Source organism: Ignavibacteriota bacterium, assembly GCA_016212665.1.
Lineage (GTDB): Bacteria > Bacteroidota > Ignavibacteria > UBA10030 > SZUA-254 > FW602-bin19.
Genome location: JACREZ010000039.1, coordinates 40,637 through 65,738 on the forward strand (window position 1 = coordinate 40,637; position 25,102 = coordinate 65,738).

Annotated in this window: 17 protein-coding genes; 10 read left to right on the top strand and 7 right to left on the bottom strand. The window is 44.7% G+C overall.

From position 1 onward, the window contains the following. Positions 1–65: 65 nt before the first annotated feature. From HY960_13970 to HY960_14015, 10 genes are all read left to right on the top strand, one after another. Entirely contained in the window at positions 66–1,583 is a 1,518-nt protein-coding gene (locus HY960_13970) for a PAS domain S-box protein (protein MBI5216855.1), read from the top strand. Between the two features lie 12 nt (positions 1,584–1,595). Next, complete coding sequence (locus HY960_13975; GenBank protein ID MBI5216856.1) at positions 1,596–2,954, top strand: sigma-54-dependent Fis family transcriptional regulator; 1,359 nt, start codon at positions 1,596–1,598, stop codon at positions 2,952–2,954. A 314-nt stretch (positions 2,955–3,268) separates the two neighbouring features. Continuing rightward, positions 3,269–3,670, top strand: coding sequence for a hypothetical protein (locus tag HY960_13980; protein ID MBI5216857.1), 402 nt, complete (start codon positions 3,269–3,271; stop codon positions 3,668–3,670). Between the two features lie 70 nt (positions 3,671–3,740). After that, entirely contained in the window at positions 3,741–4,241 is a 501-nt protein-coding gene (locus tag HY960_13985; protein MBI5216858.1) for a hemerythrin domain-containing protein, read from the top strand. 40 nt (positions 4,242–4,281) lie between these two features. Next, positions 4,282–5,133, top strand: a complete 852-nt coding sequence (locus HY960_13990; protein MBI5216859.1) for a sulfide/dihydroorotate dehydrogenase-like FAD/NAD-binding protein — start codon at positions 4,282–4,284, stop codon at positions 5,131–5,133. Positions 5,134–5,165: 32 nt separating this feature from the next. Next, positions 5,166–6,605, top strand: a complete 1,440-nt coding sequence (gene gltA / locus HY960_13995; GenBank protein ID MBI5216860.1) for an NADPH-dependent glutamate synthase — start codon at positions 5,166–5,168, stop codon at positions 6,603–6,605. A gap of 18 nt (positions 6,606–6,623) precedes the next feature. After that, positions 6,624–7,685 carry a butyrate kinase gene (buk, locus tag HY960_14000; GenBank protein MBI5216861.1) on the top strand — a complete coding sequence of 354 codons (1,062 nt, stop codon included), beginning with the start codon at positions 6,624–6,626 and terminating at the stop codon, positions 7,683–7,685. After that, positions 7,685–8,599 carry a bifunctional enoyl-CoA hydratase/phosphate acetyltransferase gene (locus HY960_14005; protein MBI5216862.1) on the top strand — a complete coding sequence of 305 codons (915 nt, stop codon included), beginning with the start codon at positions 7,685–7,687 and terminating at the stop codon, positions 8,597–8,599. Before buk ends, HY960_14005 begins: the two co-directional genes overlap by 1 nt. A 320-nt stretch (positions 8,600–8,919) precedes the next feature. Next, positions 8,920–10,161 carry a radical SAM protein gene (locus HY960_14010; protein MBI5216863.1) on the top strand — a complete coding sequence of 414 codons (1,242 nt, stop codon included), beginning with the start codon at positions 8,920–8,922 and terminating at the stop codon, positions 10,159–10,161. Between the two features lie 100 nt (positions 10,162–10,261). Next, a complete protein-coding gene (locus tag HY960_14015; GenBank protein ID MBI5216864.1) occupies positions 10,262–11,140 on the top strand; it encodes a hypothetical protein in 879 nt (292 codons plus the stop codon). Between the two features lie 20 nt (positions 11,141–11,160). Here HY960_14015 and hypE read toward each other — a convergent pair whose 3' ends face one another. The 7 genes from hypE to HY960_14050 form a co-directional block, all read right to left on the bottom strand. Continuing rightward, the gene (gene hypE, locus HY960_14020; GenBank protein ID MBI5216865.1) at positions 11,161–12,219 is read right to left on the bottom strand and encodes a hydrogenase expression/formation protein HypE; all 1,059 of its coding nucleotides are present in this window, start codon (positions 12,217–12,219) and stop codon (positions 11,161–11,163) included. Position 12,220: 1 nt separating this feature from the next. After that, positions 12,221–17,287: a PAS domain S-box protein gene (locus HY960_14025; GenBank protein ID MBI5216866.1), complete on the bottom strand. Its 5,067-nt coding sequence runs from the start codon at positions 17,285–17,287 to the stop codon at positions 12,221–12,223. Between the two features lie 183 nt (positions 17,288–17,470). After that, positions 17,471–18,625, bottom strand: coding sequence for an MFS transporter (locus tag HY960_14030; GenBank protein ID MBI5216867.1), 1,155 nt, complete (start codon positions 18,623–18,625; stop codon positions 17,471–17,473). A gap of 18 nt (positions 18,626–18,643) precedes the next feature. Further along, on the bottom strand, positions 18,644–19,273 hold the full coding sequence (locus tag HY960_14035; protein MBI5216868.1) for a hypothetical protein: 630 nt from the start codon (positions 19,271–19,273) through the stop codon (positions 18,644–18,646). 58 nt (positions 19,274–19,331) lie between these two features. After that, complete coding sequence (locus tag HY960_14040; protein MBI5216869.1) at positions 19,332–19,796, bottom strand: CoA-binding protein; 465 nt, start codon at positions 19,794–19,796, stop codon at positions 19,332–19,334. 299 nt (positions 19,797–20,095) lie between these two features. Further along, positions 20,096–23,533, bottom strand: coding sequence for a PAS domain S-box protein (locus HY960_14045; GenBank protein MBI5216870.1), 3,438 nt, complete (start codon positions 23,531–23,533; stop codon positions 20,096–20,098). A gap of 25 nt (positions 23,534–23,558) precedes the next feature. Next, positions 23,559–25,100, bottom strand: coding sequence for a glutamine synthetase (locus HY960_14050; GenBank protein MBI5216871.1), 1,542 nt, complete (start codon positions 25,098–25,100; stop codon positions 23,559–23,561). Positions 25,101–25,102: the final 2 nt, after the last annotated feature.

Genomic DNA, 25,102 nt, shown 5'->3' on the forward strand with positions numbered 1-25,102 from the left:
AAATCAATAGTATAGGTCGGATTTGAGCAAATCAAGCCGAAACGATACAAGAAACGATAATCTACATGACTGAATCAAAGACACAAGGTTCTTCTCTCCATCAGCGAACGAAAGCCCGGCGCGTGACCATGCGGGAAATAATTCCGCGCGAACTGCTTGACTTAACTCCGAATATTATTCTTATCGTCTCTTCAGATGGAACAGTATGCGAGGCAAATCTTCACGCCTGTTCAACATTCAAAAAAGAAGAAAAGCAATTGCTTGATTTTTCTTTTTATGAATTGTGTTGCTCTGATGAGCAGACAAAATTGCGCGGTCTCGTAGAGGAATGTTTCGCTACGGGAAAGACAATTAAAACGCAAACGCAGTTGATTTCCTGCGACGGAGTGACCATTGATGTTGACATGACATTGCGCCGTTACCCGACGAACAGGCGTTCGAGAAAATATTATTGTGTGTTGATTGCCCGGGATATTTCCGAAGAGAAACGCCGGGAACTCGACCTCTTGCGGTTCTCCAATATTGCACACTACACGGTAAATCCAGTCGAAATTACAGACCAGGATGGGAAGATGATTTATGTCAACCCGGCGTTTGAAAAAGCGTCGGGTTATTCGAAAGAAGAATTACTCGGACGGAACCCGAAAATTTTCGGAAGCGGAAAACACCCGAAGGCTTTCTGGGATAAAATGTGGAAGACTATCAGGTCGGGAAAAGTCTGGGTAGGGGAAATTGAAAACCGGAGACGAAACGGCGACTCGATGTTTACGCAATTGTTGATTTCTCCCATCATTGACAATGATGGAAAGATTGTCGGGTACTTCGGTGTTCACCGAGACATAACAGAGCAGAAACAATTGGAGCAACAACTCATTCATGCACAGAAGATGGAAAGTATCGGGTTGCTTGCGGCAGGAATTGCGCACGAAGTCGGAAATCCTCTGACTTCGATTTCTTCTCTTGTGCAGGTGATTCAACGGACGACGCAGGATGAGTTCACGCAGGAAAAGTTGGAACTGATTAAGAGCCAAATTACGCGCATCTCCCGCATCATCCGCGATTTGGTTGATTTCTCGCGCCGTTCATCCTACGAAGTGCAGATGACGGACATTAACAAAGGTTTGCACGAAGCGGTCGAGATTGTGCGCGTTGGGAGAAAAGCGAAAGAAGTTTCGTTCAAGGTTTCGCTCGATACAAATCTTCCGCAATTACCGCTCGTCCCCGACCAGATTGAGCAGGTGTTCATCAATATCATCATCAATGCGGTTGATGCAATTAACTCGGAAGCGCCGGAGCGATTCGGGAAAATCAAACAAAAAGAAATTGTCGTCGCCTCATTTGTCCGTAACGAACATGTCGTGGTGACAATCAAAGATACAGGAAAAGGAATTTCGGAAGATTTACTTCCGAAAATATTCGAGCCGTTTTTCACAACAAAAAAAGTGGGCGAAGGAACAGGGCTCGGTTTGTGGGTCAGTTACGGAATTATTAAAAGTTTTCAGGGAAATATCAGCGTGGAAAGCACTGCGGGCGAAGGGACAACTTTCACTATAGCGCTTCCGCTTCATTCAGATTTAGGTTAAACAGGAAAAACAATGGCAGACAAAATTTTAGTTGTTGACGATGAAAAAATCATACGCGAATCCATCTCATTTATTTTGAAGAAGGAAGGATTTACTGTCACCGAAGCGGCGAACGGAAAAGAAGCATACAACAAGTTGCTTTCCGAGTCGTACGATTTGGTTATTACCGATTTGGAAATGCCGGAGATGAAAGGAATCGAATTGCTCGACCATGTTCTGCACATCAATCCGCAGGCATTGGTTGTTATTATCACTGCGTACGGTTCGCTCGAAACAGCAATTGCCGCGCTGAGAAAAGGAGCAAGCGATTACATTCTGAAGCCCATTGAGTTTGATGAGTTGTTGGTGAAAATTCATCGCCTGTTAGAACACAAAAAACTCGCGCAGGAAAATCAATATCTGAGAAAAGAACTGAACAGGGACTATGATTTTTCGAAGATTGTAGGTAAAAGCCCGGAGATGACGAAAGTGTTCGATATTATTCAGAAAGTTTCTCAGACGGATAGCACGGTATTAATTTCCGGGAAAAGCGGAACGGGAAAGGAACTTGTTGCGCGGGCAATTCATTATACAAGCAGGAGAAATGAAAAGCCCTTTATTGCTGTCAATGCCGGGGCGATTCCGGAAACGTTGATTGAAAGCGAGTTATTCGGACATAAAAAAGGTTCGTTTACCGGCGCGGTGGCTGATAAAATCGGATATTTCAAAGCGGCGGATGGAGGAACATTGTTGCTGGATGAAATCAGCGAGATGCCATTTATTCTTCAGGTAAAATTACTTCGTGCAATTGAACAGAGGGAGATAACTCCCGTTGGAACGTCAACCCCGGTTTCGATAGATGTCCGGATCATCGCATCAACAAATCGCGAACTTCATAAAGAAGTGGAAGCGGGAAGATTCAGACAAGACCTGTATTACCGGTTGAATGTAGTTGAAATTCACCTTCCCTCTCTTTCCGAACGTCGTGCTGATGTGCCACTTCTCGTCGAGCATTTTGTGGATAAATACAAAAAGGAAATGAGGAAAAATATCAAAGGAGTTAACAATGAAGTGATGCGTTTGTTGATGCAACACGATTGGAAAGGGGAAATCCGAGAACTTGAAAACATCATCGAGCGCGCCGTTATTTTCTGTTCCGGTGATTTCATCACCATGAACGACTTGCCGGAGTTTTTACACGTGGAGACTGAGGTCACGGCTCATGGAGAAAAAGCTTCCTTGCAAGCTGCGCTTAGTGATTTTGAACGGCAATACATTCTTACTGTTTTGCGGAAGTATCGTTTCGATAAAGACCAAACTGCGATGGAACTGAAAATCAGTTTACCGACGTTGTATCGGCGTATTAAGGACTTGAATATCAGTCAGACTTAACTGTTATCTGATACTGTTTTACTTGGGAGGCGTTCGAAGATTCATTCGTATGGAGATAGGAAAAGGATTTCTATCCTACCAAATGTTGTACAGAGCGCATTCAACTACATTCATTTCTCAAAAGTGAAGCCCTCTAAACCTCTCCCTTTCATAACTGATAAGTAATAATCTCATAGTAGTTTGTTTGATAGATAAACAATTTAGAAGTGCATTATTTTTTGCAAATATCGGTAAATCGTATGGTTGAGGGGGATATTGTGATGGCATAATGATTGCCATTATATGGAGTAGTTAGAAGCAGATTGGGTATTACAATGAGTTTAAGAATACGAACCAAGAAAAAAAACGAAGCGAAAAGGACAATAGTTCTGTACAGCCCCGACATGGATTTGTGCTTAAGTTTGAGAATGTTATTTCAGGAACAGTATAACATCGTCACGACGACGGAACCGGAAATCATGATGATGATGGTGAAAAGTTTCAAGCCGGAATTAGTAATTGTTGATGCACCGCCGACCGACCGAATGAGATTTCGTTTTGCACAAATGCGGAAAGAAAATCCCCGTGTTCATATTATGATTTTTTATGCCTCCTTTTTCGATAACCCGCGACTGCACGATTTTATTCGCCAGTCGGTGGATGCAGCGTTTTCCAAACCGATTGATTTGACCGAAGTAACAAAGCAAATCAATGAGTTTACGATGAATACGCATTAAGCGATGTTTTATCAACCATCCGTTCTGAATAACCATCAAAAGCAACAACGAGTTACCTACAGGGGAAATTATGCACATCAATGACCCACTCGAAATATTTGTTAAAGAACATGAAGAAGGGGTGCACTATCTTCATCAACTCCAAACTGCAACGAAGTATATCAGTCAATCCGGTTTTTCCTTTGATGCATTTATGAAGTTGGGTGAAGCAATCCGGTTTATTGATAACGAACTGCGTGCGCATAACGAGAAGGAGGAAAAATATTTGTTTCCGTTGCTCGAACATCATGCGGGAAATCCAGTCCGTATCATGCTTGAAGAACACCGTGAATTGTGGAAACTCTTTGCACGAATCCGGCAATGTGTGGAAGATATTGAAGAAGGAAGAATTTACGCGACAACCGTAAAGGAATTAGTTCAGGCATCCGACCAATTGTACGAGTTGCTTCTGAACCATATCAAGAAAGAAGATGAAGTACTGTTCCCGATGGCAAAAAAGGTACTGACTCAGGAAGAATACGAACAGTTGAGAGAATCATTGCTGAACGTACCAACAAGTGTGGCAGGTTAGATTTTATTTCCGACAATAATCACTATCGAACACAAACTCTATGTATCCAATTATTCATAAGGAATTTCTTGCCCCGACGTTAGGCAAGTTTATTATCAAAGCGCCGTTCATCGCGCGAAAACGTCAGCCCGGAAATTTCGTTATTCTCAGGGTTGCAGAAACAGGCGAACGAATTCCGTTGACGCTTGTTGATAGCGACCCGGCAAACGGAACTATTACGCTGATTGTACAGGCAATCGGAAAAACTACCAAACTCCTGCTGACAAAAAATGCAGGCGATGTTCTCACGGATGTTGCCGGTCCCCTTGGCTCACCGACACCGATTGAAAATCATGGCGCGGTAGCGTGTGTGGGCGGCGGAGTTGGAACGGCAGAACTTCTCCCGATTACCCGCGCACTGAAGGAAGCAGGAAATGTTGTGTACTCCATCGTCGGTGCAAGAAATAAAGAACTTATTATTCTCGAAAAAGAGATGTATGAAATTTCCGACCGGTTGTTCGTTACGACTGATGACGGAACATACGGAAGAAAAGGATTTGTCACTGACCAACTGAAAGATTTGATTGAAGGTGGTTTCGGAATTAAAGCGGTGTATGCAATCGGTCCGCTTCCGATGATGAAAGCAGTTTCCAACCTTACAAAAAATTATGGAGTTCACACGCTTGTCAGTCTCAATGCTATCATGGTTGACGGAACCGGCATGTGCGGCGGGTGCCGCGTAACCATTGACGGGCAAATGAAATTCGCCTGCGTTGATGGACCGGAGTTTGATGCACACCAAGTTGATTTTGATGAGTTGATTATGAGAAACAGAACGTATCTTGATTTAGAGAAAATTTCTATTGAACGATTTGAGCAAGACCAAGTACGCTTGCAGGAGGCATTGTCATGAACTACGTGAATCCGATGAAACCATCCGAGCGGATGAAACTGCCGCGTCAACATTCCATCGAGCAGGATGCGGAAGCGCGCTCACATAATTTCAAAGAAGTTTCCTACGGCGTGAATGAAGAACTTGCCATGCAGGAAGTTCAACGTTGTCTTGAATGTAAGGACCCTGTGTGTATGACCGGTTGCCCGGTCAGCATTGACATCAAGAGTTTTATTCAATTCATTTTGAAAAAAGATTTTGTCGGTGCAGTGAACAAGATTCGTGAATCGAATTATCTCCCCGCAATTTGCGGGCGTGTGTGTCCGCAGGAATCGCAGTGCGAAGAAATCTGTACGCTCGGAAAGAAACATGAACCGGTTGCTATCGGGAAACTCGAACGGTTCGTTGCCGATTATGAAATGCAACACAACCTGTTTGTTCCGCCAGTGATAAAAGATAGTCGTGAGGAGAAGGTTGCTATTGTTGGTTCCGGTCCTTCCGGATTAACGTGCGCGGCGGAACTTGCTAAACTCGGTTATAAAGTGACAGTGTTTGAAGCGCTTCATGCCGTTGGAGGAGTTCTGCGCTACGGGATTCCGGAGTTTCGTTTGCCGCGAAATATTCTCGACATGGAAGCGGAGCGCATCAAAGCCCTCGGTGTGGAAATTATTACCAACTTCCTTGTGGGAAGGACGGCAACGATTGATGAACTCTTCGATGAGTGGGGATTCAAGGCGGTGTTTCTCGGTACAGGCGCAGGAACACCGACGTTCATGGGAATTCCGGGTGAAAGTTTAAGCGGTGTTTATTCTGCAAATGAATTTCTCACAAGAGTCAATTTGATGAAAGCATACGATTTCCCGAACCATGATACGCCAATCAAATATGGCAAAGCGGTTGCTGTCATCGGTGGCGGGAACACAGCGATGGATGCTGTGCGAACATCGAAGCGGCTCGGAGCAGAGAAAGCGTATTTGATTTATCGCCGCTCGCGCAAAGAAATGCCTGCACGTGAAGAAGAAATTCATCACGCGGAAGAAGAAGGAATCGAATTCGTTCTGCTCACGAACCCGATTCGAATTGTTTCCGATACAAATAATTGGGTGTGCGGAATCGAATGTCAGAAAATGGAACTCGGAGAGCCGGATGAATCGGGTCGTCGTAAACCTGTAGCAGTAAAAGGTTCGGAATATATAATTCCCGTGCAGACGGTGATTGAAGCAATCGGACAGAAACCGAATCCGATAATTCAACAAACGACACAGGGATTGGATGTCAGCAAGCGCGGAACAGTCGTCGTGAACGAAGTTCAGGCGACAAGCCGCGAAGGAATTTTCGCCGGCGGCGATTTGGCGCGCGGCGGTGCAACTGTTATCCTCGCAATGCGCGATGGAAAAACAGCCGCGGCGGCAATTCACGAATACTTGCTTTCGAAGCATAACGGACAGAAACAAGCAGTTCCTGAGCCGCACGCTGAATTAGCAGTTGCCTGACGAACAACGGTAAACTGAATGTCATCAACGCACTCAGTTCTCATCATCAATCCCGGTTCCACTTCGACAAAAGTGGCAATCGTTGAAGATGAACGTCTTATCGAAAGTGAAACCTTTCGACATTCAGCAGAACAACTGCAACAGTTCTCACACGTGTGGGAACAATTTGAGTTTCGATTAGAAACTTGCAAACAATGGACAGCAGAACATGTACAAGCATGTTCTGCTGTCGTCGCGATTGGTGGGTTGCTTCGACCGTTGCAGGGTGGCGTGTATCGTGTCAATCAAAAAATGCTCGATGATGCGCGCTCGAATTTTCAAGGTGAGCATGCTTCGAATCTTGGTTGCGCGCTTGCTTTCGAGATTGCAAAACAGTACAACATTCCTGCCTTCGTCGTTGACCCGGTCTCTGTGGATGAATTTGAACCTCTCGCATATTACTCCGGTCATGCCCGCATCAAACGAAGAAGTCTTTCGCACGCGCTGAACATTCATGCCGCCGCACGCCGCGCTTCGGAACAATTGAACATTTCGTTGAGTCAATCGTCATTTGTCGTCGGACATTTGGGCGGTGGAATTTCCATCGCTCCCGTTCGCAACGGAAAAATTGTTGATGTCAATGATGCATCGAGCGACGGACCGTTTTCCCCGGAACGGACGGGCGGGCTTCCGCTTCAGCCGTTCATTTCACTTTTGTACTCAGAGAAATTCACTGAACAGGAACTCCGGCAACTTGTGATGGGAAAAGGTGGATTGGTTTCGTATCTTGGGACGAACTCAGTCGTTGAAGCGGAACAGCGAGCGAACGCCGGTGATGCTACTGCAAGAGAAGCATTGCAGGCGATGGCGTATCAAATAGCAAAAGAAATCGGCGCTATGGCAACAGTGTTAAACGGCAATCTCGATGCAATCATTCTGACGGGCGGGATTGCAACTTCTGAATTAGTGACTTCATGGATTGTAGAACGGGTGAAATTTATTGCTCCTGTTCTCATCTTCCCGGGTGAAGATGAAATGGTATCACTTGCGCTTGGTGCGTTCCGGGTTCTGCGCGGTGAAGAACAACTAAAGGAATACTAATGCTCCATAATTTCAATGAATTGCTTGAACATGCATTAACAATTACCGGCAAACGTGTCGTCGTAGTTTTTCCGAACAACGAAGAAACGTTTTCTGCCATAGAAGATGCGTGCAAACTCAACCTGACGGAATTTCTTCTTGTCGGTGATGAAGCAGTTATCCGTAAATATATTCCCGGTACGCTGCACACGGGAATCAAGATTGTTCATCAACCGACAGTAATGAAGGCGTTACTCCGTTCGATTGAACTTGTAAAAGAAGGGAATGCCGATATTCTCATGAAAGGCGGTGTTGATACCTCAACGATGATGAAGGAAGTGTTGGGCGAGAGCGCCGGAATGAGAACGGGCAGACTTCTTTCCGATATTTTCATCGTAGAGTTTTCACAACGGCGACCGAATCAACTCCTTATGATAACCGATGGTGGAATAACCCTTGCACCGGATTTGAAAAACAAAATCGAATTGATTCGTAATGCTGTTGAGGTTGCCCATGCACTCGGAAATAGTGTTCCGAAAGTTGCCATACTTTCTGCAACAGAATTTGTTTTGCCGAATCTCCAATCAACACTCGATGCCGCTGCACTTTCGAAGATGAACGAACGGGGACAAATCAAAGGATGTATTGTGGACGGACCGTTTGCGTTGGATAATGCACTCTCCGAAGAAGCGGCGGCAGAGAAGCGTCTCAGTTCACCCGTTGCAGGGAAGGCGGAAATTCTCATTGCCGACAATATTGAAGTTGCAAACAGCCTTGCAAAAAGTACAACGTACTTTGCCGGGCTCCGCCTTGCGCATGTCATCATAGGCGCAAACGTCCCGATTCTCATTCCTTCACGAGCAGATAAGAGCGATGCGAAATTGCTCTCCATCGCGCTTGGTGTGTTGATGAGCGATTATTACTCGAACACATAACCTTGCAAAGGTTTCCCCTTTTTGAGGGACTTTCCGTTTTATTAGGTTTTTGATTTTCTATATTGTAAACCTTCCATGCCTGCGCAGGCAGGCGCAAGGTTATTTGCAGGTAAGGTTGCATTGATTGCCTAAACCTGCTATATTCAGGCAATCAACTCTCTCACTCTCGCGGGCAATGATCAGGCTCGCCGGTTCTTATCTCAACGTTAACACGTGAAACCGTAGTGTCCGATAGCATGGCGTTGCCATTCGCATCGGACAAAAGTAATAGACATTTTCCGTCAAGAATATTTTTTAATCACTAATGAAGGAGTATTGTTATGACTGCAACTGCTGTTATTAATCATCGCGAATTATATCGTTTGCCATGGACTCTTCCCGATAATGCCATCTCGTGGTTAGAGCCAACCTCTGCGTGCAATCTCGCCTGCGACGGATGCTACCGGGAGAACGTGAAGGACAGCCACAAGCCGCTCGATGTTGTTAAACAGGAATTGGAACTGTTTCAACGTATGCGAAATGCGGACGGAATTTCCATTGCCGGCGGCGACCCGCTCATGCACCCGCATATCGTTGATATCGTACGAACTGTTTCGGAGATGGGACTCAAACCAATTATCAACACGAACGGCAACGTGTTGACGAAAGAGTTACTCCAAGATTTGAAACGAGCCGGAGTCTATGGCTTCACGTTTCACGTGGATAGCAAACAAGGACGACCGAAATGGAAAAACAAAAATGAAGTTGAACTGAACGAACTGCGCTTGCAGTATGCAGAAATGCTTGCTGAAGTCGGCGGAATTTCCTGCGCGTTCAACTCGACTGTGTATGAAGACACGCTCGAATATGTCCCCGAACTTGTGGATTGGGCGGCGAAACATATTGATATTGTGCAAGTGATGGTGTTTATTCTCTACCGTGCCGCCGTACCGAATCTTCCGTTCGATTGGTACGCAGGTGGAAAAAAGATTGACATGGGTCCGCTTGTCTATTCATACATTGAGCAGAAGAAAGTGGATTTGAAAGCGCCGGAAATTGTTGGTAAAATCCGCGAACGGTTTCCTGAGTTCACTCCATGTGCATATCTCAACGGAACCGAGAAAGCGGATTCGTTCAAGTGGTTGCTTTCGGGAAGAATTGGAACGAGAGAGGACATTTTCGGTTACGTCGGTCCGAAGTTCCTCGAAATCATGCAGACGTTTCATCATCTCTTCAAAGGGAGATACCTTGCGTACGCGAAGCCGCAATTGACACGGCTTGGGAAATCTATGCTTCTCCTTTCTCCGCTTGATAAAAAACTCAGGAAGGTTGCAAAGAACTACCTCGGTTCTGTGTTTGCCAATCCGTTCAGCATCTTCAAACGGTTGCATTACCAATCGGTGATGATTATTCAGCCGGTAGATTTTATGCCGGGCGGTGGACAAAATATGTGCGACGGTTGTCCCGACATCACCATCTACAACGGCGAACTTGTCTGGTCGTGCCGTATGGAAGAGTTAAAGCATTTCGGTTGCTGGGTGAGGACGGTACCGAAGGATGGCGAAATGATGCAGACAGTGTGAGTGAATTTGATTACTCCCTTTTCATTTGAAAACTGACGTTGTGTATTTTGAATAGTATAAAAGAGAGATTACATTGTTCTTACTATTGAAAATGTAGATAATGAAGTACAATAGTTTTTTTCTGATAGCTCTAATAGCAATGGGCTCCTTTTCCTGTCATGGCGTAACAGATGAAATGTTACGGACGGAAGTAGTGCCGAAAATTGTTTATTGGATGAATGGAGGAGTTTCGGGGAGAACCGACACAGTGTTGATTGTTAATTCAAACGGTGTTGCTACAAGCAGGTTTGGTTATCCAACCATTGACAGAGTGTTAGCAGATAGTGAGTACCAGTCAATCATTTCTTTATTTAACGGTTTTGACACTTTGTCAGAATCAGATTTTTACATCAAAGCAAGATGCAGAGATCAGCAGTATGATCATATAGTGCTCATAAATGATACCTCTGCAAAAATGGTATCAATCGATCTCTGTTCTTTTGGCATGGATTCAACATCTGTAGCGGTTAATAGAATACGAAACCTACGTAATGTTTTGTGGAATTTATCTAAAACTATTTACAAAGAAGATAACCCATGGCGAGGTGTTACCGTTCAGTATTCAACCAACAAAAGTGTTTATCATCTGAACGAACCTATTCAAATAAATATTCTAATTAAAAATCCAACAGACGTAGTTAGGACATTATACTTTTTCTATCACCAAAGATTTACTTTTTCGATAGGTGGTACAACTCCGCCTTATTTTTTATTTCATTACCCAAAGCCTGGTTCGATTGACGAGACGAAGTCTACGTTAATTCTCCAACCTAATAGTCAGCATGAAATTACGTATGAGTGGGATTATGAAAGTGATACATCTATAACTCTTGCCCCGACAAAATACAGAATATCTCTTGATCTTCTAGCAGGTCAATACAATTATGAATTCAGGCTTGATGAGCCACTCATGATTGAAATTACTGAAAGAATGAAATAATGTAGCAGGATAGAGGGATTCTAACATATCCTCGGCAATTGCTCACCCGTAAGCATATCCACAATCCGTGTCCCGCCGATGCGGCTGTTCATCACGACAAGTCCGGCATGGTCGGTAACTACTTCGCCAATGATGACACTTTCTTTTCCAAGCGTATTCTTTTTCATCGTTTCTAGAACTCGTTCTGCATGAAAGGGAGGAACAAACGCGAGGAGTTTTCCTTCGTTGGCGATGTACAGTGGGTCAAGTCCAAGGATTTCGCACGCGCCTTGAACTCCTTCGGGAACGGGAATATCGTTTTCGTTGATGACGATTCCGACTTTAGCAGTTCCGGCAATTTCATTCAGCGCGCTTGCAACGCCGCCGCGTGTCGGGTCTCGCAGAACGTGAATATCGTTGCACGTGTTTAGCATTTCGGAAACTAATCCGTTCAACGGCGCTGTATCGCTGATGACGGGAGATGAAAATTCTAATCCTTCCCGTACCGACATGATTGCGATACCATGCATTCCAATCGCTCCGCTCAAAATAATTTTATCTCCCACTGCTGCACGTTTCGGATTGATGTTCACTCCATTTTCAATCACACCAATGCCGGAGGTATTTATAAAAATCTTATCCCCCTTACCGCGTTCAACCACTTTCGTATCGCCTGTTACCAAAGTGACTCCGGCGTTCGTAGCAGCGTTCTTCATCGAACAGACAACTTGCCAGAGTTCTTCCATCGAAAATCCTTCTTCGATAATAAATCCGGCAGAAAGATAGAGTGGTTTCGCGCCGCACATTGCCAAATCATTTACTGTCCCATAGATGGCGAGTTCGCCGATGTTTCCTCCCGGAAAAAATATCGGGTTGACGACATACGAATCCGTCGAGAAAGCCAATCGAGTTCCTTCAACCGAAAGTATCGCTCCGTCATGAAGCGGTTCCAGTAATTCATTGTTGAACTGTGAAAGAAAGAAACTGTGAATCAACCGTTGAGAGAGTTTTCCTCCGCCACCGTGAGCAAGTAATACATGTTTGTATTCACCGATGGGTACGGGACAGGACAAATTTATTTCTGTTTGTTGCACATTCATTTCACGATTTCAAACTTTGTATTTTTTTGAGAACTTTATTAATAGCAGAAACAAGATGGTCTGCGCTGAACGGTTTCGGTAAGAATGATTCAACGATGATTCCTTCGGACAAAAGGAACTGCGCGTCTGTTTCCTGACCGCTTGCGGCGATAATCTTCACGTCGGGATTGATCTGCTTCAGTGAACGAGACAACGCTATTCCATCCATGAACGGCATGAGAATATCGGTGACAACGATTTGTATTTCTTCCCGGTGTTGCACGTAGAGATTAATCGCTTCAGTTCCGTCGTGTGCAGTAAGAATTCTGTAACCGGATGATTCCAATGTTTGAGAGGCAATATCGAGAATTGCTTCTTCATCATCCACCACCAAAATTAACTCACCGTTTCCGTGAATAAATTCAGGTCCGGGTTCAATTGGCTTCGGTGTGACCAGAGTATTTGAAGATGGAAGATAAACGGTAAATGTTGAACCGGCGCCAACGGAACTTTGTACGGTAACGAATCCGTTGTGTCCTTTCACAATTGCGTGAACAGTGGAAAGTCCCAACCCCGTACCCTTGCCAACTTCCTTTGTTGTAAAGAATGGGTCGAAAATAATATCGCGCAATTCCGAAGGAATGCCGATTCCGGTGTCCGTAACCCTGAACGCAACAAACGGACCGGGGTGCGCTTCGATATGGGTACGTCTGAATTCTTCATCAATAACAACGTTGAAAGCGGAAAGCGAGAGGATGCCTCCTTGCGGCATTGCATCGCGTGCATTGACACAGAGATTCAACAGCACCTGATGAAGTTGTGTCGGGTCTCCGGTGATTGTCCACAACTCTGTTGGAATATCAAGCACAAGCCGGAGTGTTTTCGGGAAGGTTTCCCTGATGATGTGTTCCATCTCTTTGATAACGTGCTTCGGTTGTAGCGTAAACCGTTCGCCGGAAATACCTCGAGCGAATGTCAGAACTTGTTTAATAATTTCTTTGCCGCGGTTCGCGCTTGATTCTAATGTGGTAAGAATGTTCCGGGTTTGTTCGCCGGGAAATTTTGCTTTGAGCAGTTCCACCGATAACAGAATCGGGGAGAGAACATTATTCAAATCGTGAGCGATGCCGCCGGCGAGTGTCCCGATACTTTCCAATCGTTGCATCCGTAGGAACTGAGATTCCAACAACTTCTTCTCGGAAATATCGGTGCAGACAATTAAAATCGCGGATGGCTGTTGTTGTTCATCTTTCATCAACACTAAGCGGCTATAGACGGTGATTGGTTTTCCTTCTTTTGTGAACTGTGTTCCTTCTCCCTGCCATTCACCCCGTTGCATCACATCCTTGAAAGAACTTTCTGTTACCGATTGATACTCACGGAAAATATAGGGACGCATATCTTTTCCGCGAACTTCTTTTGAATCCCACCCGTACATTTTTTCTGCGCCTTTATTCCAAAACAGCACGATGCCTTGAAGGGAGATAACGATGATAGCGTCCGTTGTAATATCCAATAAAGCGGCTTGTTCCTGCAATCGTTTTTCTACTAATTTACTTTGCGTGATGTCTGTAGCCACACCAATCAAAGCAATCTGGTTGCCGAGTTCATCGCGTACTGCTGAGGTGGAAAGATAAATCGGGAATTCTGTCCCGTCCTTTTTTCTGTTGAGGAGTTCTCCGTGCCAGCCGTTTTCATGTGTCGCCTTTAAAATTATAGAAGTCGGAACTACGGCGTTGTCTGAACGGACGATACTAATGTTTTGTCCAATGAGTTCTTCAGAAGTATAACCGTATGTTTTCAAAAAAGCATCGTTCACGAACAGGATGTAGTTTTCGTTATCGGTAATCGAGACACATTCACCGATGCTCTTGATAGCATGAGCGAGCATGTTGACGGTTTTCTCCCGCTCTTTTCGTTCGATGGCTGTTCCGAAGATATTGGCGGCGGATTTCAATGCCTCCAATTCGGCAAACGACCAATCGCGTTCCGTATAACAATCATCGAAGCCAATGAACCCCCACCATTGATGATTGACGGAAATAGGAACAACACAAATGGAACGAATCTGTTGCTGCTGAAGAATATCGCGCTCGGATTGAGGAAACTCCCTGATGTGTCCGTACACGTAGTTATCACTCGAGAGAAGTTTTATCCACCGCTCGAAACCTGCCTCCATGAGTGGAAGATTTTGTAATTCCGGGTTATCAATCTGAGGTTCGGTCTCTGCTGAAACCCATTCAAATTTCTGACTGGTAAGGAGCGTATTGTTTTCACCAACATGATTTTCAAAAATATAGACACGACTGACAGCAGTGGCTTTGCCCAATCTGGCAAGAATATTTTGAACGCTTTGTTTGAACGATTCTCCCTGCATAAAATGTTCTGTTGCAAAACTCAGCGCTTCGAGAATTGCCTCGCGACGATACAGTCCAAGTTCTGCAAGTTTTTGCTTTGTGATGTCTCTGCCGACCGACTGTACTTCGATGAGAGTTTCGTTGTTGTCGAAGATTGCACGGTCAACCCACGATTGCCATCGTATTTCTCCGGTGGGAAATAACAATTCAAGTTCCAACGATGATGTCGGGTTTTCCGGTTTGAGTATTTTCAACGCTTCGACATGATGCTGTAATATTTTCTTGATAGATGGAAATACAACTTCATATAAGTTTTTGTCTTTTAGATTTTCCGGTTCCTGGTTGACCATTCTGCTAAAGGCATCGTTGACGAACGTGAGTTTTCCATCAGGTGAAAACCGGATGATAAATTCTGTTTGGTCGTGAACGATTGCACGGTACCGTTCTTCGTTCAACTTTAATAATATATCTTGTTTTCTTTTTCTCCTGTTGTATATGAACCCAAAAATGAACAAAACTGTAGCCAACGTTATTATTGGTACGTAGAACAGCGGCTTCAAGTAGTATGGGGAATCAACAGCAAAAGTAAATGAGTAACCCTCGGCAGAAAAATTCCCGAACAAACCTTTTGCCTGGACAGCGAATGTATGATTTCCCGGTCGAAGGTCAACAAACATTTGCTGGTGTTCCATACTCCAGGTTGACCACGAATGTTCATCTAACCGGTATCGTGTTTCAATTTTTTTTGATGGCAATTCTCCCCAGAAACTGTACGCATTCCATTTCAGATGGAAGGAATTGTTCACGCGTGCGGGCTGTTCGATAATTGCAACGGGCGGTAATTTATTTGCGTGGTCCAAATTCAGGATTGCAGTACCGCCCCCCATTGTTCCGACAAATAATTTGTTTCCAACCTGAAGAAGGGGCCAGAGTCGAAGCGGATTGAGTCCGGTTGTAGCATCAAACCGCGACCAAATTCCGTTATTATAACAGGAAAGTCCGTTTGCTGTTGCAATCCAAATTCTGCTCAGTGAATCAATGTGAATTTCCCAAATTACATCACTAATCAAACCGTCGGCAACAGTAAAATAATGAGGGGCATCATCTTTCAAATATCCCAATCCTGTCATCTGGTCGCTGAACCAAAGAGTGTTCTGATGATCAAGCGCGAGAGTGAAAGTTCTATTTTGCCTCAATCCTTCATTCATCGTCCAATGTTTCCAACTTCCATCCTTCCGGCGACTGATTCCTCCGCTCGTTCCAAACCAGAGCGCTCCGTCTGTCCCTTCTGCGAACGCATAGACACGATTATTAATCAATCCCTGTTTTGTTGACCACTGAGAAAATTTTCCGTTTTCAAAAAGGAAAGCCCCGGGTTCGTTTTTTTCATCCGCATAATATTTAGCCATGCCGAGAAACCACAAACGATTTTTCTTGTCCTTTTTTATTTTATGAAAAAATCCCGATAAGCCTTCGTTTCGTCCGAAATGTTTCCACTGTGAACCGTCCCAGCGATACGCGCCTTCAAACGAAGAGCCACTGGAAACCCAGATGTTTCCTTGTTCATCTTCAGCCAATCCTGTTAATGATAGTGCCCTGCTTCCGGCAATTGTAGTAATATTTTCGGTTGATCCGTCGGGTTTTCGGATTTCAATCCCCTCATCAGTTGCAATCCAAAATGAACCATCGTGCGCACTGAGCAATTCTGAAATCCTATTTGACCTGCTGACCTGAGGTTTTTTCCAATAGTTCCATAACGCCGTAGTGGTAGTGTAGAGAAATAATCCCGATTCTGTGCCAACCCACAATCCGCCGGATGTTCGGTATTTCAGGAACAATATGTTGATGAGTTGTTCGGGAAGATTTTCAAGAGAGTTCCAACTGTTTTCCACTTGAACCCGAATTTCTCCTGACATGTACGAATAGAGTGGATGTGCTTTATCTAAGACATCGAGCGACTGGATGAAATCAATTCTTCCTTCTTTAGAATGACGAGGTGGTTCATTCGGTTTCCACTCCCAGAGTCCGCGTTGTTCTGCCGGATAGATTACTCCCATGATTCCACCTGTCAATGTATCTTCGGCAAGAGTTGTAACAGTCAACCCGAACGAAGGTGTTTCAATTTGTTTTGTTAGGACGGAGTCCCGAAGAGAATACACTCCTTTATCTGTTGCTATCCAGATGTTGCCGCTTCGCGTATTCCAGACTTTTCGCACACTGCCGGAATGTTGAAGTTGTGTAAATGGAGTAGCGTGGGAAAAGTTGTAATCCCAAACGTGCAAAGAAAAGTCTTCATGGATTGCAAGAAACTTGTTATTGTTGTATTGAGCAAGTTCCATTACCAATAATTGTTTTTGATGCAGGAGAAGTTTATGCAAAGTGAATCCACGCTCGTTTCCGATGTAGATATTTCCATTACTGAGTGCAAGTACTCTGCCTGTTGAATCAATAAAAAATGAATTGATTTGTTTCTGATGCAATCCGAGAGGTTTTCCAACAGGAGTCCAGAAATATCCATTGTAAAATGCCAAGCCTGAACTGGTCAATGCCCAGACAGTACCGTTCGGCGCTTCAGCGACATCGAGTACCCTGTTCGATGGCAATCCTTCATCGGTAGAAAAGCGAACCCACTGTGAGGGATTTTGAAATGGAAAGGAAAGAGAAACTACAGGAGTGAATAAAAAACAAAGAACAATAATAATGATGCACGCAGTTCGATATGCCGGTCCCATGGTCAGGTCCCCTTTTTCTTGTTACTCATTAAATGAATATGAACTTCTTGCATTTGGCTTTTCAGCAATAAGAATTGCTTTGCCGTAATATAGATGTTCTGCATTTGAGAAGCAATGTAACGGCAGGGAAATATGACGTTTTTGTGTTCCTCAAAATAAGCAAAAGTCGAATAAAGTCGGAGTTCAGTGTTTCCTTTTTACTTCATTTACCATAGATAACATTCCAAGCGAAAGAAGTGTCAGGACGATGGCAAGGATGAGCGGTGTTGTTTTATCAATATATTGCCATAACAATCCTGCAAGAAATGATGAAGGAAACGCACATAGCCCGATAACCATCTGAAATCCCCCGAGCGTACTTGCTCGGAGTTCCGGCGGTGCAAGTTCACTGACAAGAGTTTTCTGCACAGGTTCAATCGCCGCTTTGTGTAAACCATAGAGGATGAAACATCCGATGATTCCCCAGTATGTTTTCAGAAACAACAATCCGGTGCAACACAAAGTCCAAAAGCAAAACGAAACGAAGAGGATATTTTTTCTGCCGAACCTGTCAGATAATTTTCCGAACGGCATGGAGAAGGATGCCGCTACGACAGTGAAAATTAAATACAAAATCGGAAGTCCCCCTTTTTCAAATCCGGCATCAAAGGTGTAGAGAAGGAGAAATGAATAACTGAACGAGCCGATGGAAAAGAGCGCACTCAAAACAAGAAACAGGCGGAAATTTGAATCGAGTTGTTTGAAGGAAAGTCCTTTGAATGTTGTTGTTCTCGCTTTGGGGACTTCCTTAATGGACTTCACGACAAGCAACGAACCGAGAACGGAGGGAATGGCGGCAAGAAGAAAAAGATTTGAGTAACCGATTTCAATAAAGAGTAGACAGAACACGATTCCCAACACAGCGCCGAGATTGTCCATCATCTTCAGGTAGCCGAAGTTTTTTCCACGATTGGTTTCGTCGGAGACATCGGCGACGATTGCATCGCGCGGTGCGCTCCGAATTTTTCCTGCACGGTCAAGAACGCGAATCGGTAACAACATCTGCCACGATACAGTGAACGCGTATCCGACTCTTGAAACTGCGCCGAACAAATATCCGACCCAGACAAAAACTTTTCGCTTTTGTAATTTGTCCGAATAATATCCGGCAAATGCCTGAGAGAGTGAAACGATTGCATCGCCCAGACCATCAATGAAGCCAAGCATTGCCATGTTTGCGCCAAGCGCCGACGTTACAAAGAGGGGCCAAATGGGATAAATGATGTCGGAACCGAAATCATTCAGGAATGAAGCGATACCGAATGTTCGAATTGTCTTTTTTGATTCAGGTTCCTGCATGAGTTGATTATTGATGAATTACTTTGACCACAACCCGCCGGTTGATGTCATCCAATCGGCAATAGTTTCGGTAGCATGGTGAATATTGTTGTCGGAAATATCCAACTCCAATTTCGGGAGAATGGACTCATTCACAAGTTGCCGCATCATTTCTTGTTCACTGATGAATACTTCGAGATTGTCGTACTGAGACGGCTTGCCGGAAACTTTCAGACGTTGTTCACGCGCTTCACGGAACGATTCATCAGAGCGCGTGCAGAAGACAAGATGAAACCCAAGCGGGAGAAGTCGTTCTTCGAGCCATCGGAAATCATACTGCTTTCCGTACCGCTGATGTTGATACGCTTTTGTAGAAAGATGAAAGCGGTCAACAATCCATGAATAATATCGTTGCAGTTCGAACAATCGTAACCACGTTGCGTACGTTTCCATCGCAAGCGATTCTTCATGCGGCTCAAAATTGATGAGACCGCGTCCCCACGGGAAGTTCGTGAACGCGCACCACTCAGCGGAAACAAGAGGCGAATGGTATCGGTATTTTCTCGGTCCGACGATACGAGGGTGTTCGTTCAGCGCAAATGCGATTTCTGTTTTCAGCGTGAGCCGTGTTCCTTCGAGAATTATTTTTGGTGTAAGTTTCGACGACATGTGGTTGAATGTACTTCAAAGAATTGAAAGAACAAATTCAATCGTTAGTCAAAAAAAATTATTGTGGATATTTTCCAAGTACCTTCCACACCGTGCCGTGCAAACGATGGAAGAACGAAGCAGACGGGAGAAACATGAACGGGCAGTATCCTGCAATATGATTGATTCCAAGTTGTTGGCAAGAGCGTATCGCATCAGGATGGACATCTTTTATTCCTGAAATACCATAGAACCAAACCAATGAGATACCGCTCTCCGCACATTCTTGGAGGAGCGGCAATGTTCCGCCTTTTGGTGTCATGAATAACGCGGCGGCGACAGGAGGTTGAATTTCAGAAATGCGTGCATAACATTTTTTCCCATCAATTTCTGTCGCTAATGGATTGACGGGAAGAACTTCGTACCCGCGTGTGAGGAATTCTTTGTACAACATTCTGCTAAAATGTTTTGAGTCGCGGGAAACGCCGGGCATTGCAAAGCGTTTACCTTCAAGAAATTCACGGATAAGTGTTTGTGTGTTCATGGTGATTTTTTCAAAAAAATGTTCACATACGAGTTACAAGGTCATGCCATTGGCTATTTGTGCCTATGTTCGTACAGGATGGGGGATAATTATTTTGAGTTTTTAAGTCGAGTTGTTTCATGGTTTCCTTCGGTATTGTGATACGGGATGAAAACTTTCCTTCTCTTATGAGTGTGTTGCCAAATGGTCATTGCGAGCGAAGCGAAGCAATCTCGCTATCGAAAGTAAAACGGAATGTGGGATTGCTTCGTCGCTTCGCTCCTCGCAATGACACTTTTCGGTATTCGGCAACACGCTCCTTATGAGTGTAAAATGGTATGAACAGTTTTCAGGAGCATTTCTGCAGTGTAGGGTTTTTGCAGGAACGAGTTCACATGTCCGCCGAGTGTATCACTGCCGGGAACATCGGTGAGCAAACCACTGGAAGCGATAATTTTTACCTCCGGGTTAATTTTTCTGATTGCGCGGATTGTTGACGACCCATCCATAACCGGCATCATCATATCAACAAGAAGAAGGTGGACTTGTCCGTTCATCTGGTTGAAGAGTGTCAGTGCATCTGCGCCGTCGTTGGCTGTGATGGCGATGTAATTATACAGGTTCAGTATTTGTTGTGTCACTTCACGAATTGAACGTTCATCATCTACGATGAGAATAATTTCGCCGTTTCCCTGTGGTAATTCTGAACGTGTTTCCTGAACTTCAGAAGATGTCACACATTCTGCCGGGAAATAGACGTTGAACGTAGTTCCTTTTCCTACCTCACTCTTGAGTGTGAGAAAACCTTTATGGTTTTGAATAATGGAATGAGCGGTGGAGAGTCCAAGCCCGGTTCCTTTGCCGACTTCTTTCGTGGTGAAGAACGGGTCGAAAATTTTATCAATGATTGCAGATGGGATTCCTGTGCCGGTATCCCGTACGGTGACCATAACATAATTTCCACTGCTTGCACCGAAATTTGCATGAGCGAGGGCTTCATCTACCACAACATTTTCTGCTTTCAAAGAAAGTGAACCACCGTCCGGCATAGCATCGCGGGCATTGACACAGAGATTCATCAACACCTGATGAATTTGTGTGACATCAGCCTGAATCATCCATAAATCTTTTGGAACGTCCGATTTGATTTCAATGAGACGGGGGAACGTTTCTTTCATCATGTCGAATAAATCACGGAGGACATGCTTTATTTGTATTGAACCGTATTTACCACCGACTCCGCGAGCGAACGTGAGAATTTGTTTGACGATTTCCCCGCCGCGTTGGGAACTCGTAGCTATCGTATCGATGATTTGCTGGTGTTCCGGTTCCTTAAAACGGTAACGCATCAGTTCCGTCGCCATTGAGATAGGCGCGAAGATATTATTTAAATCGTGTGCTATGCCGCCGGCTAACATGCCCAGACTTTCCAATCGTTGAGTGCGGAGAAATTGTTGTTCGAGTGATTTTCGCCCCGTGATATCGCGCTGCAACGCCAGGAACCCGAGTAAAGAGTTGTTTTCATCAAGTATCGGGCTAATGGATACTTCCAGAGTTACAAGGGTTCCATCTTTTGCTTGGTTGACCATTTCTCTTTTGACTATTTGTTTATTTAACAGTGTCAACCAAAAATCGCGATACTCGGCATCTTGCAGTTTTCCGCTTTTCAGTATCCGGGGGGTGGTTTTTCCAATTACTTCTTCCTGTTGATAGCCATAGAGTTTTGTAAATGCCGGATTGATGAACGTAATGATTCCCTTAACATCGGTAATGAAAACAACGTCTTCAGAATTTTCAACTGCTTTGCGGAGTTTGACAAGTTCGGATTCCGACCGCTTTCGTTCTGAAATATCACGCAGGATAAGCACCCAGCCGATTGCTTCCTGTTTGGTATTATAAATCACTTCCGCATTTGCTTCTACATCAAAAATTGTCCCGTCTGCTCTTCTTGCCTGGAGTTCACCGGGACCGGAATACAATTTCCTCAGAGTCCCGATAAGACTACTCCGGACAATATGATGTTCACTTGACGGGAGAAAATCGAACAAACTTTTACCGGTAATGACAAAATCGAATGGGTACCCGAACACTGTAAACGCTTTCGGCGACGCGAACGTGAGCATGAAATTCAAATCCACAATCACAATAGCATCGGGCGAAGCGCTGACCATTGAGCGGTAGAGTTCTTCCGATTCCCTCAGAGCGGCTTCCGTTCTTTGTCGTTCCGTGAGATTACGAACGATATGGAGATACTGAATATCAAAATCTACATAGAGAGGAGCGGAACTGATTTCAACAGGGAGGATTGTTCCGTCTTTTTTTACATTGAATGTTTCCCACCGGACACCTCCTTGCTGTGTCGTGGTTCTCATCATCGCAATGCTATGTTGGCGTGTTTCTTCTGAACAGAGGTCCCACAAATTCTTTTTCAGGAGTTCTTTTTCCTGGTATCCGTACAAATGGCAAGCAAGTTCGTTGCACGCAATGACATCGAATCGTTTATCGAGAAGAAGAATTGCCTCGTTTGCCGTAGTAAACATTGCTTTCCATCGGTTTTCAGATTTTCTTGATTCTTCTTCCGCGATGCGCAATTCCGTTATGTCAAGACTTACATTCCCGATAGCATCTATTTCGCCGAACTGATTGACGAGAGGAAATTTATACACGTGATAAAATTTCCGTCCCGAACTTATCAGAACGGAACGGTCATACGCAAGGAACGTTTTTGCAATGACAACTTCTTGGTTTGAGAGGAGGAATTCCTCGGCGAACGCTGTCGGCAGGAGTTGCGTAATATGCTTTCCGACAACATGTGGTTCTTCAACTCCGAATGCTATTTTCCATGCTGTGTTTGCTAACTGGACGATTCCATCTATGCCGGTAACACAAATCGGTGTTACTGCATGTTCTATCAGCGTATGAAGCAATCCTTCTGTTTTTTGAAGGGTTGCTTCGGTCTGTTTTCGCTTGGTAATATCTCTGATAACGACCTGCATGGTTTTCTGTCCCTCAAGTATGAAGGGAATCCCGATAACTTCGACCGGCAGGAGAGAGCCATCGAAACAAATAAATTCTTCTTCAATGACGGGAGCGATAATTCCCTGGTCGAGTGCGGCTTCGACCCGTTGTGCGACACGTTCGCGGTATTCGGGATGAATCACCTGTTGAATCGGTGTTCCGATAAGTGCATTGGCAGAGGGCGCCTTCAACATTTTCACGAACGATTCGTTCACATACAAAAATTTTCCGTCACGGTGAATTGCAATTCCATCCGCAGAACGTTCTACCAACGTCCGGTATTTTTGTTCGCTTTCAAGAAGTTCATGCTCGATTCTCTGTTGATATGACACATCACGGAAGTTTGTAACAATTGCGCGCACGCTCGGTTCATGAAGAAGGTTGGTGACGTTTGCCTCTATCCACACGTACTCCCCGTTTTTGCATTTGAAGCGATACCGCGTGGTGAGATACCCGCCGGTCTGAGTAAGGAGTTCATGAAGCAGTTTAAGATTTCTTGGAACATCTTCAGGATGAAATAAATCAAATGCAAGAGTGTTCAGAAGTTCTGCCGGTTTGTAACCTGTTATTGATTCAACGGAGGGGCTGACGTACAGTATGGTTGCAGTTGCATCAAGCATTGCAAGTCCATCAGAGTTTTTTTCGATGAGAAGTTTGAAGCGTTCAAGTTCGGCAATCCGTTTCTGCGATGCTTCAAGTTCCGCGATAAGTTCCTGTTTTGATTTCGTTGTGTCAGTCATAATGAATGATGTAGTAAAAGAACAGTTAATGTTTATGTAAATCCTTGTGCATGATTTTCCGGGTTTCGTGGAGCCGGTCGTCTGCGGGAAGGTCGGCGAGTTTGTTGTTCATGTTCTCATCGTTTTCATCAAGCAACATTTTTGCTACATACTCGACGATGCTTTTGGGGAAGATGGTTTCCCGTTCGTACAAACTTCTTTTTTCAAGAAGAATGTGCGACGACTCAACACAACTTTTCGGAAGAACAGGAAGTTGATTCAGTAAGGTTTTGTCCTGGAAAATATTACCGGAGACGTAGAGTCGCTCAGCAATTTTCTGTGATTTCTTGTTGGTCAATCCCCACTGTGCCGCCATCGTTATTCCTGCAAGAAGAAGATGAATAATCGCGCTCCCGTCGGGACTGCGCAACTCGACGGTTTGCCGTGCGTCGTTTTCATACCTCGCTTGCTGTTGATTCGGGTTGAGCAGATGAGCGAGGTCTTGCACGTTTGACCATCCGAGCGGGACACGAATCATCGCGCTTCGGTTCAAATCGCTCCAGCAAATCCTTGTTGGCGCTTCCTGATTCGGAACGAGGCGGAGATAGGCGGAAGAGACCGTGTTCCCGAATGCGGTTAATGAATCGGCGTAGGTGCAAAGTCCGCCGATGATTTTTTTCGCATGGGAAGAAAGGCTCCCATTCTTTTCGGTCATGACATTCTTTCCGTTTTTATGCGCCTCGATGTGAACATGCATTCCGTTTCCTGCAACTCCTTCTTCTAATTTCGGTGCGAACGTGGCGACGCAACCATGGTTGTATGCAACATTTCTGATGAGCCAACGCGCAAGTACAAGCGCATCTGCCGCATCTTCCACCGGCAACGGAAGAAATTCGATTTCTAATTGTTCCGCCTGTTTGTTTTTGATTTCATCCAAATCGCTCCCCACACTTTCTACCGAACCGACTTCGCTGTGCGCATACTTCACTGCGCCGGTAATTTTTGAAATTTCATGCACCATTTCATTCAGCACTGAACCGCTTTTCACAAACGGAGCGGAGGCGTGATACCCGCGTTGTTTCATTGCAGGAAAAATCCGTGATGCCGGGTCGCTGAGAAGAAAAAATTCCAACTCGCCGAGTGCGTACAATTCCATCCCGGTTGATTTCCTGAATAGTCGTGCCGCATTGTGAAGAACCGTATCGGGTGCAAATGGCGCGAAGTTTCCATCACGCGTAAGATAACGGCAGAGAACATCGAGACTTGTTGAATCGAACGGATTGAGAAACGCGGTTTTGTACACCGGCACGACATACAAATCGGAGAGCGACGCATCCACCATTCCTTTGAAGAGGGAAGAACCGTCCACCCGTTCGCCATCGGCGAGAATCCGTTCTGCTTGCTTCCGGTTTGCAATCGGGAGTTTTAGTTCTTTCAGTTTTCCATCGAGCGCAACATAATGGAAAGTAATTTTTTCAATTCGTTGTTCTTCGATGACGCGGAGTAAATCCTCGCGTGTAAATTCGTTCGGTTGTTTTTCCAGTAAAAGTGAAAGTGGATTTGCTAATGTGTAGTTGTGAGGGTTCATGA

Excerpts from the sequence above, each read along its gene's own strand:
- HY960_13970 (MBI5216855.1), top strand. The coding sequence starts at position 66 with ATGACTGAATCAAAGACACAAGGTTCTTCTCTCCATCAGCGAACGAAA.
- HY960_13975 (MBI5216856.1), top strand. The coding sequence starts at position 1,596 with ATGGCAGACAAAATTTTAGTTGTTGACGATGAAAAAATCATACGCGAA.
- HY960_13980 (MBI5216857.1), top strand. The coding sequence starts at position 3,269 with ATGAGTTTAAGAATACGAACCAAGAAAAAAAACGAAGCGAAAAGGACA.
- HY960_13985 (MBI5216858.1), top strand. The coding sequence starts at position 3,741 with ATGCACATCAATGACCCACTCGAAATATTTGTTAAAGAACATGAAGAA.
- HY960_13990 (MBI5216859.1), top strand. The coding sequence starts at position 4,282 with ATGTATCCAATTATTCATAAGGAATTTCTTGCCCCGACGTTAGGCAAG.
- gltA (MBI5216860.1), top strand. The coding sequence starts at position 5,166 with ATGAAACTGCCGCGTCAACATTCCATCGAGCAGGATGCGGAAGCGCGC.
- buk (MBI5216861.1), top strand. The coding sequence starts at position 6,624 with ATGTCATCAACGCACTCAGTTCTCATCATCAATCCCGGTTCCACTTCG.
- HY960_14005 (MBI5216862.1), top strand. The coding sequence starts at position 7,685 with ATGCTCCATAATTTCAATGAATTGCTTGAACATGCATTAACAATTACC.
- HY960_14010 (MBI5216863.1), top strand. The coding sequence starts at position 8,920 with ATGACTGCAACTGCTGTTATTAATCATCGCGAATTATATCGTTTGCCA.
- HY960_14015 (MBI5216864.1), top strand. The coding sequence starts at position 10,262 with ATGAAGTACAATAGTTTTTTTCTGATAGCTCTAATAGCAATGGGCTCC.
- hypE (MBI5216865.1), bottom strand. The coding sequence starts at position 12,219 with ATGAATGTGCAACAAACAGAAATAAATTTGTCCTGTCCCGTACCCATC.
- HY960_14025 (MBI5216866.1), bottom strand. The coding sequence starts at position 17,287 with ATGGGACCGGCATATCGAACTGCGTGCATCATTATTATTGTTCTTTGT.
- HY960_14030 (MBI5216867.1), bottom strand. The coding sequence starts at position 18,625 with ATGCAGGAACCTGAATCAAAAAAGACAATTCGAACATTCGGTATCGCT.
- HY960_14035 (MBI5216868.1), bottom strand. The coding sequence starts at position 19,273 with ATGTCGTCGAAACTTACACCAAAAATAATTCTCGAAGGAACACGGCTC.
- HY960_14040 (MBI5216869.1), bottom strand. The coding sequence starts at position 19,796 with ATGAACACACAAACACTTATCCGTGAATTTCTTGAAGGTAAACGCTTT.
- HY960_14045 (MBI5216870.1), bottom strand. The coding sequence starts at position 23,533 with ATGACTGACACAACGAAATCAAAACAGGAACTTATCGCGGAACTTGAA.
- HY960_14050 (MBI5216871.1), bottom strand. The coding sequence starts at position 25,100 with ATGAACCCTCACAACTACACATTAGCAAATCCACTTTCACTTTTACTG.